Consider the following 16,629-nt stretch of genomic DNA (forward strand, 5'->3'; position numbering starts at 1 on the left):
CCTAAAATTCTTTTGACACCAAGTCAGCAACAAATTCCTCTTCAATCTCAGAATTAGTTAACTTAGTATAGTAAATCAAAGCAATACTAGTAGCCATTTGTTTTAATTCACTAATATACTTAGATTTAAATTGTACTACCTTTTCTTCAACAAGTTTAATCATCTTCTTGTCTTCCTCTTCCAATATATCCTTAACATTCGCTCTCATTTCTTCTACTTGAGCAAATGCATCATCTATGATTTTTTTTGCCCGTACTCTAGCTTGATTTAAAGCTGCATTATACTTGGCAATTTGCTCTTCTGTAAGTCTTAAAAGGTGAATAGAACTATTAAATGAATCTAACACTTCTTTACTTCTAGTGCTTATTATTTCATCTAACTTCGGTAAAAACAAACAACTCACTACAAAAAAAAGTGAAGAGAAAAAAATTAAAAACCAAAAAATTTGAGAAGAGAAAGTTGAAACATCAAGCTGTGGCATCTGTTAAGCAGCAAATATTAATAACATTGCAAGTACAAACGCAAGCAACCCCATGATTTCAACCATGGCAGCACCAATATAAACGTAACTTTTCATTTTACCTTCTGACTCAGGATTTCTCGCAATCCCATTTAACATAGCAGAGAAGATATTAGCTATACCTAAACCAGCACCGAGCATTCCAAATACAGCCAAACCAATTGCTATAAATTTTAAAGCCACTAAATCCATATATTACCTTTAACTATTTCTTTATAATATAATTGTAAAATATTCTGCAAGGAAGTCAATTACTTTACTGCATCTGACAAATATACACATGTTAATATAGTAAATATATAAGCTTGCAAAACTGCAACAAATACTTCAAATCCTATTAGTGCAATTATAAACAAAAAAGGTGCAGGTGTAAAAAATATGTTCATATTTATGACGAATCCTGCTATCACTTTGATGATTGTATGACCCGCAATCATATTTGCTGCAAGCCTTATTGATAAACTAATCGGTCTTACTAAATAAGCAAATAATTTAATAATGATGATTATAGGTGCAAGCCACGAAGGAGTTCCTTTTGGTAGCAATATGCGTAAAAATTCTACTCCTCTTTCTTTAAACCCAACAATCGTTATATAAGTAAAAACCACCATTGATAAAGCGAAGGTAACTATCACATGACTTGTAACTGTGAAACTATAAGGAAGAACACCAACTAAATTACACGATAAAATGAAAATAAATACTGTAAATATCAAAGGAATGTGCTCCAAACCTTTGCTTCCAGTGTTACTTTCTATTATTGAAACAACAAAATCATATACATATTCAACTGCAGCTTGCAAATATCCTGGTATTACTGCACCTTTTCTTATTCCAAGGAGCAAAAACAGTACCATTAATATCACCGAGATCATCATAAAAAGAGATGAGTTGGTAAAGTTTATGTCATACCCAAATAATTTTGGTAGTTCTATTATTGTATATACTTTAAATTGTTCTAGCGGATTTAACGCCATTTTGACCCTGTATACTTAAACTGCAGCAGTAAATAAAGTATAAATTTTATAGAATAAAGTCAAGAATTAATATAAGGAGCTCTGTATTATTATAGCATTAACATATTAACAAAATATACAATTAAAATGCAAATTATAGTCAGCTACCAATCTTATTCTAAATTCTTGACTTAATATCTTATTTTAACTATAATTTAATTTTAATATGAGGCAATTATGAACGAAATAGATTTTACTAATCCACCTTTAAATTTAGAACAGGAATGTGGTAACGGGTACATCAAGTTTACAGATTATTCTTCTAACTCAGACACTGGTCTTTTCCACATGGCAGGTGAAATGCTAAATGAAAGCCATGATGTTATAGGAAATTTCACTGGTGATGCTTACATTTATAATTTCCATATAGATGATCACAATATGAACATTCAACTCTGCATGGAAATGGACTGCAAAGGTGATATAAAGAAAATTCTTTCTTTGTAGAAAGAGTAGGCTTCTCTGTTGTTTCTTGCAATATAGAAGGCACTTATTACAACAAACTTTAAAAACATCACATTTTACATTACAATGAATTCTTGTTTCTTGTTAGATAAATGAAGTTCACATTATCTTGGTTATTAGAGTACTTAGAAACCAATGCTAGTTTAGAGGAAATTACTGATAAATTAACTCACATAGGGTTGGAAGTAGAGAATGTGATCGACAATTCCAGATTGGCCGGGTTTGTTGTTGCAGAAGTATTAGAAGTCGCACCTCATCCAAATGCTGATAAATTAAAATTATGTAGAGTAAATGATGGAAGTAAAGTTCTGCAGATAGTCTGCGGAGCAAAAAATGTTAAAGAAGGCATGAAGACTGTACTTGCATCTCTTGGTAGCACATTGCCAGAAAGCAACTTTACAATTAAGCCTACAAAAATAAGAGGAGTGCTAAGTGAAGGGATGCTCTGCTCTGCCTCTGAGCTTTCGCTGACTCAAGATGAAAGTGAAGGAATAATCGAGCTTTCTGATGATTATAAAACAGGAGATAAATTTTTCAATTGCGATCCTGTAATTGACATAAACATCACTCCAAACCGTGGAGATTGCTTAGGTGTTTATGGAATAGCACGTGATCTAGCAGCAACTGGAATTGGAACGTTAAAGACTTTAATCATTCCACAACTTACCGCTTCTATGAACTCACTAATAAACGTCAAAGTCATCGATGGGGAGAGTTTTATTAGTGGAGTATATATCACTAATGTAAAAAATAAAGAGAGTCCAAAATGGCTAAAAGATAGTCTGGAATCGATAGGAATGCGCTCCATTTCTGCAATAGTTGATATTACTAATTACATCATGATATCCTTTAATCGCCCAATGCATACATATAATGCAAAAAAAATAGAAGGAGAGCTCACAGTACGTAAAGCAAACGATGGAGAAAAATTTATTGGTTTAAATGATAAAGAATACTCATTGAACAAAGACATAAGCGTTATTTCTGATGATAAAAACGTTCAGGCAATTGCTGGAATTATGGGCAGTAAGTACAGTGAATGCACTCTTGAAACTACTGATATCTTTTTAGAGTCTGCTTGGTTTGACCCCATCTCCATCACTAAATCTTCAAGGCAGCTAGGCATCTCCACAGACTCAAGTTACAGATTTGCACGTTCAATTGACCCTGAATTTACCCTTGATGGACTCAATCTTGCAGCCAAAATGATTTTGGATTTATGTGGCGGAGAAGTGTCAAGCATAGTGTCTGCTGGCAATTTGAATAAGGCTTATACCAAGATAAATTTTGATTATCAGAATGCAAACAAACTTGGAAGTGTATCTGCATCACCTAATGAGGTATTCGATATTTTAACAAAGCTAGGGTTTAGTATCGATAAAAAAACCGAAGGTAATTGGAATATACAAGTACCAAGCTGGAGACCAGACATAACCATACCTGCTGACCTAGTTGAAGAGGTAGTAAGAATATACGGCTATGATAAAATAAAGGAAGAGCAACTAGCAGAAGACGTTACAGTAGAAGAAGAGACACAAGATGATTTGCGCATTTTAATGACAAGCAGAGGGTTTCATGAAGTGATAACTTGGTCTTTTATGAGTGAATCAACAGCTGAAAAGTTTGGTTACTTGAATAAGTTATTCATTATCGATAATCCATTTAATAATAACTTCAATATAATGAGGCCAAGTGTCATACCAAATTTGTTGCAAGTTACTGCAGATAATATTGCTCACGGGATATCTGATCTCGCAATTTTTGAAATTGGACCAATTTATAATGGTGAGGCTCAGTCTAAGTACGTTTTAAGTGGAATTAGATCAGGAAATAATTCGCCGAAAAACCACTATAACACTGATAGGAAAATAGATATTTTTGACGCAAAGGCTGACCTCATAACAGCTTTGGAACTTTTTAATGTCAATTGTGATAATTTAGCAATAGAGAGAGCAGAAAAAGAATATTATCACCCAGGAAAATCAGGCTCCTTATCTTTTAGAAGTAAAATAGTTGGTTATTTTGGAGAATTGCATCCGAGTATATTGGATTTTTTTAACATTAAACAAAAAATTGTAGGCTTTGAGTTGATATTAGAAAATATCGAAAATTTACCTATAAGTAGAAAAAAATTTATCGATTATAAATATCAAAGTGTAAAACGCGACTTTGCATTTATTGTAAATAAAGATGTAGCAGCAGGCAGTATAATCAATATGGTGAAAAAAAGCTCAGAGCTCATCACAGAAGTTTTGATATTTGATGTATATCATGGAAACAATATAGAATCGAATAAGATGTCTATAGCATTTTCAGTTACTTTCTGCTCTCCAACTCACACTTTAACTGAAGAGGAAATCCAAAAAGAATCAAATATGATAGTAAACTTAGTGTGTAAAAATACTGAAGGAACTTTGAGAGCTCATTATTAAGCCGTAATCGCCGTTTCCTGATTTTGCTGTGTCACGTTTACTTCATCCAATTTATTCCCTATCTTGAATTCAATATCCTTGAAAAACCTATCCCACATTCCATGCAAATGCTCTTCTACTTTAGGCCATACATCATTTTTAAATGTCGTTCCATCATCAGAAAATAAATTACCCAAAAAAACTCCTACTTCCTCATAACTTGATTGAAAATGTTGAAGAAATGTTTCTACTTCCTTATGAGTATCATGTGCCACACTCAACGCTTTTCCTTCTGTGCTCTTATCCCCACGCATTGCAACGGCAAGACCTGTTTGAATATATCCCAAGCCTGTCCTAATAGCTTTTATAGGCTGCAGCCATGAACTCTTATCACTTTTTGGTACATTATTTACTATATTTTCCACCAACCTATTTATTAAAGGAGACAATAAATCTTGACAAAAATGTTTGATATTGTCTTTTGTCTTAATCACAGGACTTTTTATGCACTTTTCTGCCAAATAGTACTCAAGTTCTGCTCTCTCTAGTAACTTCTTAATTGCTTCTTCATCAAAAATTTCATGCTCGAATGCTTTAAGTAAATCATCTTCTATTATTGCAAACTTTATTTTTTCGCGAGATTCCAGTTCTTCTCTATAATCATTTTTTGTTTCTTCATTTATCAATAATCCTTCTTTTTCTAATTTTAACTGTTCTAATGCTTTTAGAATTTCTTTGTTATTTTCTAAGTGCTTCTGTATTAGCTTTGTATTTGGATGCTTTTCTCCTTTTCTCTTTCGCTCATCTTCTAAGTACTTATTTAAATCCTCACTTTCTTCTATTACTTCTATTACTTCTATTACTTCTCTTAACGATATAGGTTGATCTAAGCATTCTGCAATTTTCACTCGGTGCACATTAATCCTCTGTACTAAATCCGGCTCCTTTTCCTCTAACAGCTTACATGAATTCTCTATACCCTTTGCTTGACTTTTAAACAAATCTTGCGTTTTACGTTTCGTTATTTCTAAATACATCTTTGCTATAAAATCATTCACTTTACCTGAAGCTTCTTCTAAACTTTCCCCATTCAAAGGACCTTTTATCTCCTCTTCTAAATCTCGAAACTGGTCTATTAAGCTTAGTATTCCTAACAGGCTTAACTCACCCTTTGCTTTTCTCATTACTGATTTTACTAGCCTTCGCTCAACTTCTTGATCACCATACTCGAACTTAAAAAGACCTTCTAATTTCCTTTTTAAATCATTGTCTGTTAAGTTATTTTTTCCTTCATCATATATTGCTTTCAATTTTTCATGTATCCTAATATATCTTTCCTGTCCTTCTTTTTTTAAACACTCAATCTCTCTTTTAGTGTTATCTAGAGCTTTCTTCGTTTCTTGAGGATATATATCCTTATAAACATCAATGATTGTACTCTTAGCTATTTTCCCTTCTTCTTTAAGTCGTTCCCACTCTGCTTTAAATACAGGAAGTGCATCATCACTTATATCTCTTGTTATCCCACCTACTTTTCCCAATGCTTCTAATCGATCATCTTCATCAGCTAAATCAAGTGCCTCTTTATTTTTCAGTTTTTTTATATCTCCTATTATCATCTCTTTCTCATTTGGTAATTCCTTACCTTGACTTTCTAATTTCTGTTTCACTAAAGTATTTTTTAGCTCATCCTCCAGTGAAAAATCTTCTCCCCGTCTATTTTGCTGAAACTTAATTGCTTGTATGAAGGCAACTTGATAAGCATTTTCTATCAAATGAGTTGTCAATTGATGGCCTATACTATCTACAACTTTCAGCCTGAATTCGTTCAATAATTCCTTCAATTTATCACGTGTAATCTCTTCTTTTTCTAGCTTCACCAGCTCTTCCATAGTTTTTGCGAATTCTTGAATTGAAGTTGCAATCACATTCTTAATTTCATTGTGCAAGGGCTTAAGACCATTGTTTAAATTGATACTAGCTGATAATTTCAGTATGATATTATGCTCTAAACCCCGCTTCACACTAAACCATTTATCATTTCCATTTTCACATAAATCTCTAAGCAGTTGTTTAAATTGCGGTGGAAATTTTATTTCCATATCCCATGTAATGTTTGGTTCAGGAAACTCCGTTTCATGAAAAGATATCTCAATATTTTGGTGCTTATTAGAATACTGCCCCATAGTTATTTTAAGAGCAGTAACTAAAGAGTGAGATAAATCTCTATTTAAAAGATAAAAAGTAGCCAAAGCAACTGTTGCAGGAACGATTAAGGCTACAAGCACAGTCACATTAACAAAAATTGCCATTGCAGCAAGAGCGCCATATGCCAATCTTTTTGGCACACCTGTTTCACTCTTTTTTGTCTTATCTTCCACTACACCTTCTTGTGTCTTGCTATTTGCTTTAAATCTACTGTATATGACTAACCCCAGTGCAGTAAAAGCAATATAAGGGAGCATTAAAACTGACAGAGCTAAATTTAATACTTTCTTCTCTGGGCAAGCTCTGTTTATCTCTTTCAATATTTCGCTTGACATATTATACCAAGAGGTAAAAAAGTCAGAGTCATAATCCTTATAATGGAATATACTGAGCGGAACATTAAAAGCAGCTATTTGTTTAATTAACCAATCCTGCTTACTTACAGCATCAAAAAACTCTTCTTCCTCTTCTGAATTAGCAAGACCTAAATCATTCCCTTCTTCTACATTAGAAACATCTTCCATAGCATCAAAAAACTCTTCTTCCTCTTCCAAAGCAACATTGGAAATAGATTCTACTTTACCTAAACCATCACTATTGTTATTTAAATCAATAACTTCTCTATGATCATCTGCAACAACTTGATTCATATCACCACCCTACTTAAAGCAATTTAAGTATAGCATAAACATTACTAACTTTGCAACTTTATTAACTTAATACCAACTGTCAAACCTTGGTATTCCTTAGAATAGAAATCGGCCTCGATCTCTTTATTAGTGTCCAAAGATAAGGCAAGGGTCTGATCTTTTATATATTCAACCCATGTATTTATTGCTTCCTTAATTTTCTCATCTTCTGCTTTGATTATTACTCTGATTCTATCTGATATATAAAAATCAGCCTGTTTTCTAGTTTCTTGAATAAGCCTCACAATATCTCTTGCCAGCCCTTCTAGAATTAGTTCATTATTTAATTCAGTATTTAGAATAACAACTCCTTTGTTATTATCAAACACAGCAGAATATTCACTGTTTGCTTTTAATAATAGTTCATATTCACCTTTTTCCATAGTATAGCTCTCTGTTTCATCTCCCAAAAATATCTGTTCGTTTTCAACTTGCTTCCACTTTCCTTCCTTAACGTATTGAACTAGTTTCTTGATTTTGTCTGGAACTTTTCTTCCAAGCACAGGAAAATTTAATTTTAACTCTAGTGATGCAACCTCTTTCAATTCACTTACTATTTCTAGTGCTTTTACATTCACCTCATCTCTTACCATCTCTTGATATTCATCTTCAAGAAAATTGCAGGAAGACTTATGATAAATAGTCATGCTACCAAGTGGCTGCCTTATACGTATGTTAAACATGTTTCTAATAGAGAGTGCAGCATTACATATTTCTCTTACCAAATCCATCTTGGCAATGAGTTCACTATTATATCTATCTAATTGTGGAAAATCAGCCAAATGAACAGATGTTTCCTTATACTTCAGCCCCTGCCATATAGTCTCTGTTATAAGTGGCAACAAAGGAGCTGCAGCCCGTAGTATGTAATAAAAAACTGTGTATAGAACATTATAAGCGTCGGTTTTATCTTGATCTAAGTCACTTTTCCAAAAACGCTCGCGACTGCGACGAATATACCAATTATTTAGCACTTCAAAAAAATCTGTCAAGATTTTGCAAGCTTCCTGAGAGTTATAGTTGTTCATAGAAGCTCGCATACCTTCCACAGCTTCAAAACATTTTGAAATCATGTAGCAATCAATAGTATTCTGATAATCCCTACAAATCTCAGCTTTAATTCCATCTGCATTTGCATACATAGTAAAAAAGTGATAACTGTTCCAAATAGGTTTTATTACGTTTTTCAGAACATCACGCACTAAATTTCCTTCTTTGTCGAGTAGTAAATTACCACCGCAGACAATGGAACCAGACAGCATAAGAAAACGCAGCGCATCAGAACCATATTTGTCAAACACTTCCATTGGGTCCGCATAATTATTCAGACGTTTGGATAATTTCTGCCCTTTCACATCAAGAACCACACCGTGGCATATGCAATTCTTAAATGGCTCACTGTCAAATAAAGCAGTGGAAAGCACAAAAAGCGTATAGAACCATCCTCTTGTTTGTGCTATATATTCAGTGATAAAATCCGCAGGGAAATTTTTCTCGAACCATTCTTTATTTTCAAACGGATAGTGAACTTGCGCGAACGGCATCGAGCCAGACTCAAACCAACAATCAAACACATCAGGCACACGACGCATAACTGATTTTCCTGTTGGATCATCAGGATTTGGTCTCGTCAAAGTATCGATAAACGGTCTGTGCAAGTCATCTATCTTAACATTAAAGTCTCGCTCTAGTTCTGCTATTGAGCCATACACATCCACTCTTGGATATTTTGCATCGTCTGATTTCCACACAGGAATTGGAGTACCCCAGAATCGATTGCGTGAAATAGACCAGTCGTGCGCTCCTTCAAGCCATTTTCCAAATTGACCATCTCTTATATGATTTGGCATCCAATTAACTCTCTTATTTAGCTCTGTCATTCTTCCCTTAAACTTTGTCACAGCAACATACCAAGAAGGCATAGTGCGGTAGATTAAAGGAGTGTCAGTTCTCCAGCAGTGTGGATAATTGTGAATATATTGCTCAGTTTTAAACCAGCTCCCCTGCCTTTTTAATTTCTTGATTACTGTATCATTGGCATCAAAAACATGAACTCCTGCCAAATCTGAAACTTCAGTAGTAAATTTTCCAGCGTTATCAACTGGACAAACAGCTCGAATATCATGGCTTTGGCAAAGGTAAAAATCTTCTTCACCAAATCCAGGAGCAGTGTGCACAACACCAGTACCATCTTCTCCTGTAACATAATCAGCAATGAAAACACGGAACGCATTCTTTGTATCTTTAAAGTAATCAAACAGTGGTTTATAGGAAAGACCTGCAAGATCACTCGCTTTAAGTTTTGTATTACAGTTTTCATATTGAATATTGCTTTGTTCACAGTGGCTGACAAATTTCTCTAAATAACTTTCAGCAAAGATGCAGACTTCACCATTTACTAACACCATACAATACTCAATATCCTCCCCTACTGCCAGTGCAAGATTGCTCGGCAACGTCCAAGGCGTTGTAGTCCAAGCAAGTAATCTACATTTTTGTTTAAATTGCTTTGGATTTTCTAAAAGTTCAAAAGCAACAGTTACAGCTTTGCTAATTTTTTCTCTATATGCATTATCAAGCCTTGTTTCAAAATTAGAGAGTGGAGTTTCGCACGCCCAGCTATAGGGAACAACGCGTATTGATTCATACACCAGACCTTTATCATAAAGCTGCTTAAATGCCCACATGACCGACTCCATGAATGACTTATCCATAGTCTTATAGTCATTGTGAAAATCTACCCATCTTGCTTGTCTATTTACATACTTCTCCCATTCTGATGAAAATTTCATCACAGAAGTACGGCAATGATTATTGAATTTTTCAATGCCAAATTTCTCTATCTCAGTTCTACCAGATATTCTAAGTTCCTTTTCCGCGCCCATCTCAGCCGGTAGCCCATGGCAATCCCAACCAAATCTGCGTTCAACCCTTTTTTGCAGCATAGTTTGATATCTTGCAAATGCATCTTTTATAAAACCAGTAAGCAAGTGTCCGTAATGCGGAAGTCCATTTGCAAACGGAGGCCCATCATAAAATACAAAACAATGATCCTTGGAACGTTTCTCGACTGACTGCTCAAAAATTTTATTTTCCTGCCAAAATTTTATGATTTCCTTTTCTAGCAATGAAAAATCAGGACTGCTGCTTGTATCAGGATAATACTTCATATTCATTTTAACTGGATAAAATCAAAGAATATAGAGCTTTCCAGAAAATTACAAATCCAAAAACTCTGTTTCTATAAACATTGATAGGTGTTGACATTATTATACAGCATATTAATAAATCAGACTTATTTACTTAAGTTAAAGATGAATAAAGACAATAACAGTTGGCCTTATCAGAAATTTCACGATGCTAACAAAAATAATAGTAAAAGCAGCGTTATTTGGAGATCGCTTTCTTATGAATATAATAATTCTGGAAAGGTTGAAAAAGTACACTATCAGTGGGAAAAGAAAAAAAATCCCGCAAATCTATTATATCAAGTCTCATATGATTGCGTAACAGAGAGTTGTAGTCCCTTAAGGATTAAATCTAGATAGCTTATAAACTTATAAAAACACACAAAGTGCTTCTACATGAGACCATGGGAGCACTTTTCTCTAATTAGGCAGCGCATCCCAACAAACTATTTTGCCGAGCTTCCAATATCCTTATATTTACTATTTTATCTTTGTATTTATCGTCAGGATCATCAACGCATACTGATTGCATGTATGGGCTTTTACCAATAATTTGATTTTGGTGTTTACCTTTTTTATCACTGAATAGAACAGGAATAGTTTTTCCTATCATACTCTGATTAAATTCAAGTTGTTGCTTGCTAATTAATTCCTGTAAACGAAGAAGACGCTCTGTTTTAACCTCTTCTGGTACTTGATCTTTTCTTTCCGCCCCTGGCGTTCCTGGCCTTGGGCTATATTTAAAACTATAAGCCTGAGCGTACTTTACTTTTTCTACTAACTTCATAGTTTCCTCAAAATCTTTTTCAGTTTCTCCAGGAAAACCAACAATAAAATCAGAAGAAAATTCGATTTCAGGTTTCAATTTGCGCAATCTGTCTATTATTCCCAAATATTCCTCTGCCGTGTGTTTTCTATTCATTGCATGCAATATTTTATTCGAACCTGACTGCACAGGTAGGTGAACAAACGGCATGAGTTTTGATTCCTCCGCATGTACCAAGTAGAGAGATTCGTGCATATCTCTTGGATGAGAAGTTGTGTAGCGGATTCTTTCTAGCTTTTCAATTTTAGCAATGTGACTAATTAATTTTCCTAAATCCCACACCTCTCCTTCGCACTCTCCATGATAAGCATTAACATTTTGACCGAGCAAATTGATTTCCCTTGCCCCATTTGCAACTAACTTCAATGTTTCACGGAATATTTCATTTACTGGTCGTGAATACTCAGCCCCGCGTGTATATGGTACCACACAAAACGTACAAAATTTATCACAACCTTCTTGTATGGCAAGAAACGCAGAAGACCCCTGGCTATTGCCATAGCATTCATCTGGCAATTTATCAAACTTCGCAACTTCTGGAAAATCAGTATTTATTACATGACCTTTACTTCTGCTTGCTTTGACTATTAACTCCGGTAAAGCAGAAATACTCTGCGGACCAACAACAATATCAACAAAAGGAGCCCTTCTGAACACTTCTTCTCCCTCTGCTTGCGCTACACATCCAGCCACCACTATGGTCATTTCCTTATTTTTTTGTGATGAATGGATTCTTCCAAGCTCTGAGTAAAGCTTTTCTGCTGCCTTTTCTCTAATATGACAAGTATTTAATATCACCAAATCAGCTTGTTCTGCATCACTAACAACGTTGAACCCTAAAGGCTTAACTATATTCTCCATTAAAATGGAGTCATAAACGTTCATCTGACAGCCGTAAGTTTTAATATATAGGCCTTTCATATTTAAAATTCTTCACACAAATTCTAGCAAATTATACGAAAAACTGAATTCTAGTACAACAGCCAATAAAGATTGCTTGACAAACCTTCTCGCTTTCCTTACTCTAACAGTAGAGGTATTTTAAGAGCTCAAAAATCTATCTTCGTCTGCAGACTTTTCAGTCAATTTTTCAACAAAAAACGTAGTGTATCTTCTTCAGCACGTGTTCAAATTCTGTTGTATGTGCGCTGCATTTTCTTTCTAATCTTTCAGGAGGATTTTATGTCCAGAATTCCAGATACTTAACCTTTATTCTTAAGCTAAAAACCGATTGGTACCTATGGTTTTTATAAAGAAAGTGCAAAAAATACTTTAAAGAATATGAAATAAAGGTAGAAAAGGTTTGAGTAACCAAAAACTGTTTCCAGGCATAAATTTGTCATGTATACCAAAAAGTAATTACACTAATATAATATTCACACTTATATGCTAATATAGATATAATACTAATTAAAGAGCATGTTATGCAAGAAGAAGTATCAGATTTTACAGATGCTCTTTGTCAAAATAAATGTGATTCCTTTCGAGTGACACTCTCCTATATCTTTCTTTAGGTTATACAGAAGTCTAACACAATTATAGAACAAGCGTAAAAGTTCTGGTAAAGTAGTTTTATTTACAAAAAATATGCTACTTGATATTGAAAAACGCAGCATAACAAATGCACTGTGGAAGTTACAAGAAGCAGATCAAAGGGAGATTTTTACTCTTATACAGAGATTTGAGTTGCCAGAAATATTAGCAAGAATATTAGTTGCTCGTGGTGTTAACATAGAAAATGCACATGACTTCTTACACCCACTAATCAGATCGCTATTACCAGATCCCTTTCACCTCCTTGATATGGATAAAGCTGTTTCTCACATAATAAAAGCAATAAACAATAATGAGAATATTGCAATATTTGGTGATTACGATGTTGATGGTGCAACGTCATCAGCATTGATTAATAGGTACCTAAGAGCGATTGGGACACACTCTATAATCTATATTCCAGATCGTGTTGATGAGGGCTATGGATTGAACACAGATGCTTTATTACAACTTAAAAAGAATGGTATTGATTTATGTATTTCTGTTGATTGCGGTACGCTTGCATATCAACCAATAGAAGATGCAAAAGTCTTTGGACTTGATATTATAGTTGTCGACCATCACCTTGGAACAGAAAAATTACCAAGTGCTGTAGCAGTTGTTAATCCCAACCGCCTTGATGAGAGCTCTCCTTATAATAACTTAGCAGCAGTTGGAGTGTCATTTCTGCTAATTGTTGCTCTTAACAGAATCCTACGTGAGCAAGGATTTTTTACCAACAAAAAAGAACCAGATTTATTTGATCTACTGGATTTGGTTGCTCTTGGAACTGTTTGCGATGTTATGCAGATTACAGGCCTAAATAGGGCTTTTGTTTTACAAGGATTAAAAGTTATGTCAGCAAGAAAAAATGTTGGCTTACGTGTTTTGTTTGACGCTTTGGGAATCCTTGAAAAACCAAGTGTTTCACGATTAGGGTTTAGTATTGGGCCATGTATAAATGCCGGAGGAAGAATTGGAGAAGCATCGCTCGGTGCAAGGTTGCTTTCCACCGATGATGATGATGATGCACATTCAATCGCGCTAAAACTAATAGATTTGAATAATGCAAGAAAAATGCTAGAAAATGAGGCTATTTTGGAAGCCACAACACAAGCGGAAAATTTTGCCCACTTAGGTGTAAATTTTATAATGGTAAGTGGTAATTGGCACCAGGGAATAATTGGTATCATTGCATCAAGACTAAAAGAGCAGTTTCACTTACCAACGATAGTGATATCTTTAAACAATGGAATAGGAAAAGCAAGCTGTAGGTCAATTTCTGGAGTAGATATTGGTGCTGCGGTTCTTTCTGCAAAATTTACCAACCTAATCATTGAAGGTGGTGGTCACAGTATGGCAGCAGGATTTTCGATTGAAGAAGATAAAATAAGTGATCTACATGATTTTTTTACTGAAAGATTTGCAAACTCCACAAACGATAAAACTATAAAAGCTGATGGTATAGTAACAGCTAAAGCAATAAACTTATCCCTTTGGAATCAACTGCAGCGCTTAGAGCCATTTGGAGCTGGCAATCCTGAACCAAGATTCATCATTCAAGGGGCAAAGATAAGAAAGCCGGAAGTTATAGGAGTTGACCATATAAAATGTTTTATTGCTGACGATAATGTTATGGTCAAAGCTATTGCGTTTCGCTGTGCAAATACTGAGCTCGGCTCTGCTATTATGCAGGGTAATGTTAAAGCCATTTTGGGTAAAATCTCTATGAATTACTGGAATGGCAATGAATTTATACAATTTATGATAGAAGATGTCTTAACCATTAGTTAAGTTACTATTTTAAAATAATTACCTATCAATCTCACCAAAGACTATGTCGAGTGAACCGATAATTGCTGCAATGTCAGCAAGCATGTGTCCTTTTGCCATGAAATCTAAGGCCTGTAAATGCGCAAAGCCAGGTGCTCTTATTCGACATCTATAAGGTCTATTGGTACCATCTGAAACTATATATACTCCAAACTCACCTTTTGGCGCTTCAACAGCCACATATGCCTCACCTTCTGGCACATGATATCCTTCTGAATAAAGCTTAAAATGATGAATCATAGCCTCCATAGATTCTTTCATTTCTGCTCTTGGCGGTGGAGAAATTTTTCTATCTTCAGTTTTTATTGGCCCTTTAGGAATTTTCTCTATGCATTGCTTCACCAAGCTAATAGATTGCCTAATCTCTGCCATTCTTACTAAATAACGGTCATAACAGTCACCATTTTGGCCGATAGGTATATCAAAATCTAACTGATCATATATCTCATATGGCTGGCTTTTTCGCAAGTCCCAAGCAAGTCCAGCAGCACGGAGCATTGGTCCACTAAAGCCCCAATCAAGCGCCTGTTTTATTGATATTTCACTAATTCCTACAGTGCGTTGCTTCCATATCCTATTTTCTGTTAGAAGCTCATCAACATCATCTATATACTTTGGAAATTGCTCTATAAATTTTGCAATATCTTCAATCAAACCTTCTGGGATATCTGCTGCAAGTCCACCTGGCCTTATATAAGCTGCGTGAAATCTTGCACCTGAGGCCCTTTCATAGAACTCGAGTATTTTTTCTCTCTCTTCAAAGAGCCATAAAAGAGGAGTCATCGCCCCAACATCAAGTGCTTGAGAAGAGATATTTAGTAAATGATTTAGTATTCTTGTCAGCTCACAAAACAAAACACGCAAATATTTTGCTCTAATTGGAATTTCACATTGCAACAATTTCTCTACACACAACGAATATGCATGCTCTTGTGACATTGGCGACACATAATCAAGGCGGTCAAAATAAGGCAGAGCTTGAAGATATGTTTTATGTTCTATCAATTTTTCAGTGCCACGGTGCAAAAGCCCAATATGGGGGTCTGCTCTCTCGATCACTTCACCATCCATCTCTAAAACAAGACGTAACACCCCGTGTGCAGCTGGGTGCTGAGGGCCAAAATTTAGCATCATTGTCTTTAGATCAGGCATGCTTTGGTAGCTTAAGGTATTGGAATTGTATAGGGTAAAATGTGCTTAAAGTCAATAGGCTTCTTGTACAAGCTATAACTCATCGTTACAATAGAAAAACTCTCAAAAACTTCACCACTTCTTCATGATCTGATAGACAATGTTTATGTGTCACATACAATTATTGCACTTATGTTGATCAAGGCAGCGAAATTATGTATAGATAATTTTGATTGAGAAATAGTTTTTCTACTATATAAATTCTACTTTAGAGTAATCAAAATTAATGAAAGACAATAAATATAGTTTAGGTTTAAGGATCATTCATTGGTTAATGTCTGCTCTTATTATTGGTATGCTTTGTTCTGGACTGTACATGAAAAGTTTGCCGATTAGCAGTGAAATTAAATTCAGCATATACGCTATTCATAAGGCTTGTGGCATCACCGTTCTTGGATTAATTATAGTACGTATATTTTTTCGCGTCTTTACTTATGTTCCTCCATTACCAGCCAATTTTTCTCGATTTGTAATCAATGCGAGCAAAACGATACACTTTGGTTTGTATTCTTTGATGGTGCTAATGCCACTATCTGGTTATGTCATGTCTTCTGCTTCTAGCAAAGAGATCAAATATTTTTTCCATATCCCTTTATTAATTAACCATAATGAAGGTCTAGCTAGTGCAGCTAATCAGTTACACTCGATACTTGCATATTTTATGATACTCTTTATAGCCTTGCATATAATTGGTGCTTTAAAACACACATTTATAGATAAACAAAACATTTTTAAACGTATGATATAGG

At 34.7% G+C, this 16,629-nt stretch carries 11 protein-coding genes; 4 read left to right on the plus strand and 7 right to left on the minus strand.

Annotated elements, in window-relative coordinates; genetic code table 11:
• Position 1: 1 nt before the first annotated feature.
• The 3 genes from ONG75_RS03510 to ONG75_RS03520 are packed head-to-tail and all read right to left on the minus strand — an operon-like array spanning position 2 to position 1,497.
• Positions 2–481, minus strand: a complete 480-nt coding sequence (locus ONG75_RS03510; protein WP_007302046.1) for a F0F1 ATP synthase subunit B family protein — start codon at positions 479–481, stop codon at positions 2–4.
• A gap of 3 nt (positions 482–484) precedes the next feature.
• A complete protein-coding gene (locus ONG75_RS03515) occupies positions 485–712 on the minus strand; it encodes a F0F1 ATP synthase subunit C (RefSeq protein ID WP_006014985.1) in 228 nt (75 codons plus the stop codon).
• Positions 713–771: 59 nt separating this feature from the next.
• Complete coding sequence (locus ONG75_RS03520; protein WP_007302047.1) at positions 772–1,497, minus strand: F0F1 ATP synthase subunit A; 726 nt, start codon at positions 1,495–1,497, stop codon at positions 772–774.
• 216 nt (positions 1,498–1,713) lie between these two features.
• On the opposite strand from ONG75_RS03520, the gene ONG75_RS03525 reads away from it, so the two are divergent.
• Both ONG75_RS03525 and pheT read left to right on the plus strand, forming a co-directional pair.
• Positions 1,714–1,983, plus strand: coding sequence for a hypothetical protein (locus ONG75_RS03525; protein ID WP_010402566.1), 270 nt, complete (start codon positions 1,714–1,716; stop codon positions 1,981–1,983).
• 110 nt (positions 1,984–2,093) lie between these two features.
• Complete coding sequence (pheT, locus tag ONG75_RS03530; protein WP_264375793.1) at positions 2,094–4,433, plus strand: phenylalanine--tRNA ligase subunit beta; 2,340 nt, start codon at positions 2,094–2,096, stop codon at positions 4,431–4,433.
• Here the strand turns inward: pheT and ONG75_RS03535 are convergent.
• The 3 genes from ONG75_RS03535 to miaB form a co-directional block, all read right to left on the minus strand.
• Positions 4,430–7,270 carry a hypothetical protein gene (locus ONG75_RS03535; protein WP_264375794.1) on the minus strand — a complete coding sequence of 947 codons (2,841 nt, stop codon included), beginning with the start codon at positions 7,268–7,270 and terminating at the stop codon, positions 4,430–4,432. The genes pheT and ONG75_RS03535 overlap by 4 nt on opposite strands.
• A 44-nt stretch (positions 7,271–7,314) precedes the next feature.
• The gene (gene ileS / locus ONG75_RS03540; protein ID WP_264375795.1) at positions 7,315–10,485 is read right to left on the minus strand and encodes an isoleucine--tRNA ligase; all 3,171 of its coding nucleotides are present in this window, start codon (positions 10,483–10,485) and stop codon (positions 7,315–7,317) included.
• Between the two features lie 436 nt (positions 10,486–10,921).
• Positions 10,922–12,244 (minus strand): tRNA (N6-isopentenyl adenosine(37)-C2)-methylthiotransferase MiaB, encoded by a 1,323-nt coding sequence (gene miaB / locus ONG75_RS03545; RefSeq protein WP_264375796.1) that lies wholly within the window; start codon positions 12,242–12,244, stop codon positions 10,922–10,924.
• A gap of 666 nt (positions 12,245–12,910) precedes the next feature.
• Between miaB and recJ the strand changes: the two genes are divergently transcribed.
• A complete protein-coding gene (gene recJ / locus ONG75_RS03550) occupies positions 12,911–14,650 on the plus strand; it encodes a single-stranded-DNA-specific exonuclease RecJ (RefSeq protein ID WP_064085866.1) in 1,740 nt (579 codons plus the stop codon).
• An 18-nt stretch (positions 14,651–14,668) separates the two neighbouring features.
• Here the strand turns inward: recJ and ONG75_RS03555 are convergent, their stop codons facing one another.
• Positions 14,669–15,841, minus strand: coding sequence for an NADH-quinone oxidoreductase subunit D (locus ONG75_RS03555; RefSeq protein WP_019236681.1), 1,173 nt, complete (start codon positions 15,839–15,841; stop codon positions 14,669–14,671).
• A 265-nt stretch (positions 15,842–16,106) separates the two neighbouring features.
• Here ONG75_RS03555 and ONG75_RS03560 point away from each other — a divergent pair, with 265 nt between their 5' ends.
• Entirely contained in the window at positions 16,107–16,628 is a 522-nt protein-coding gene (locus ONG75_RS03560; RefSeq protein WP_264375797.1) for a cytochrome b, read from the plus strand.
• The last annotated feature ends 1 nt before the right edge of the window (position 16,629 follow it).

The organism is Wolbachia endosymbiont (group B) of Sphaerophoria taeniata (genome assembly GCF_947179355.1).
In the GTDB taxonomy this organism is placed as follows: domain Bacteria; phylum Pseudomonadota; class Alphaproteobacteria; order Rickettsiales; family Anaplasmataceae; genus Wolbachia.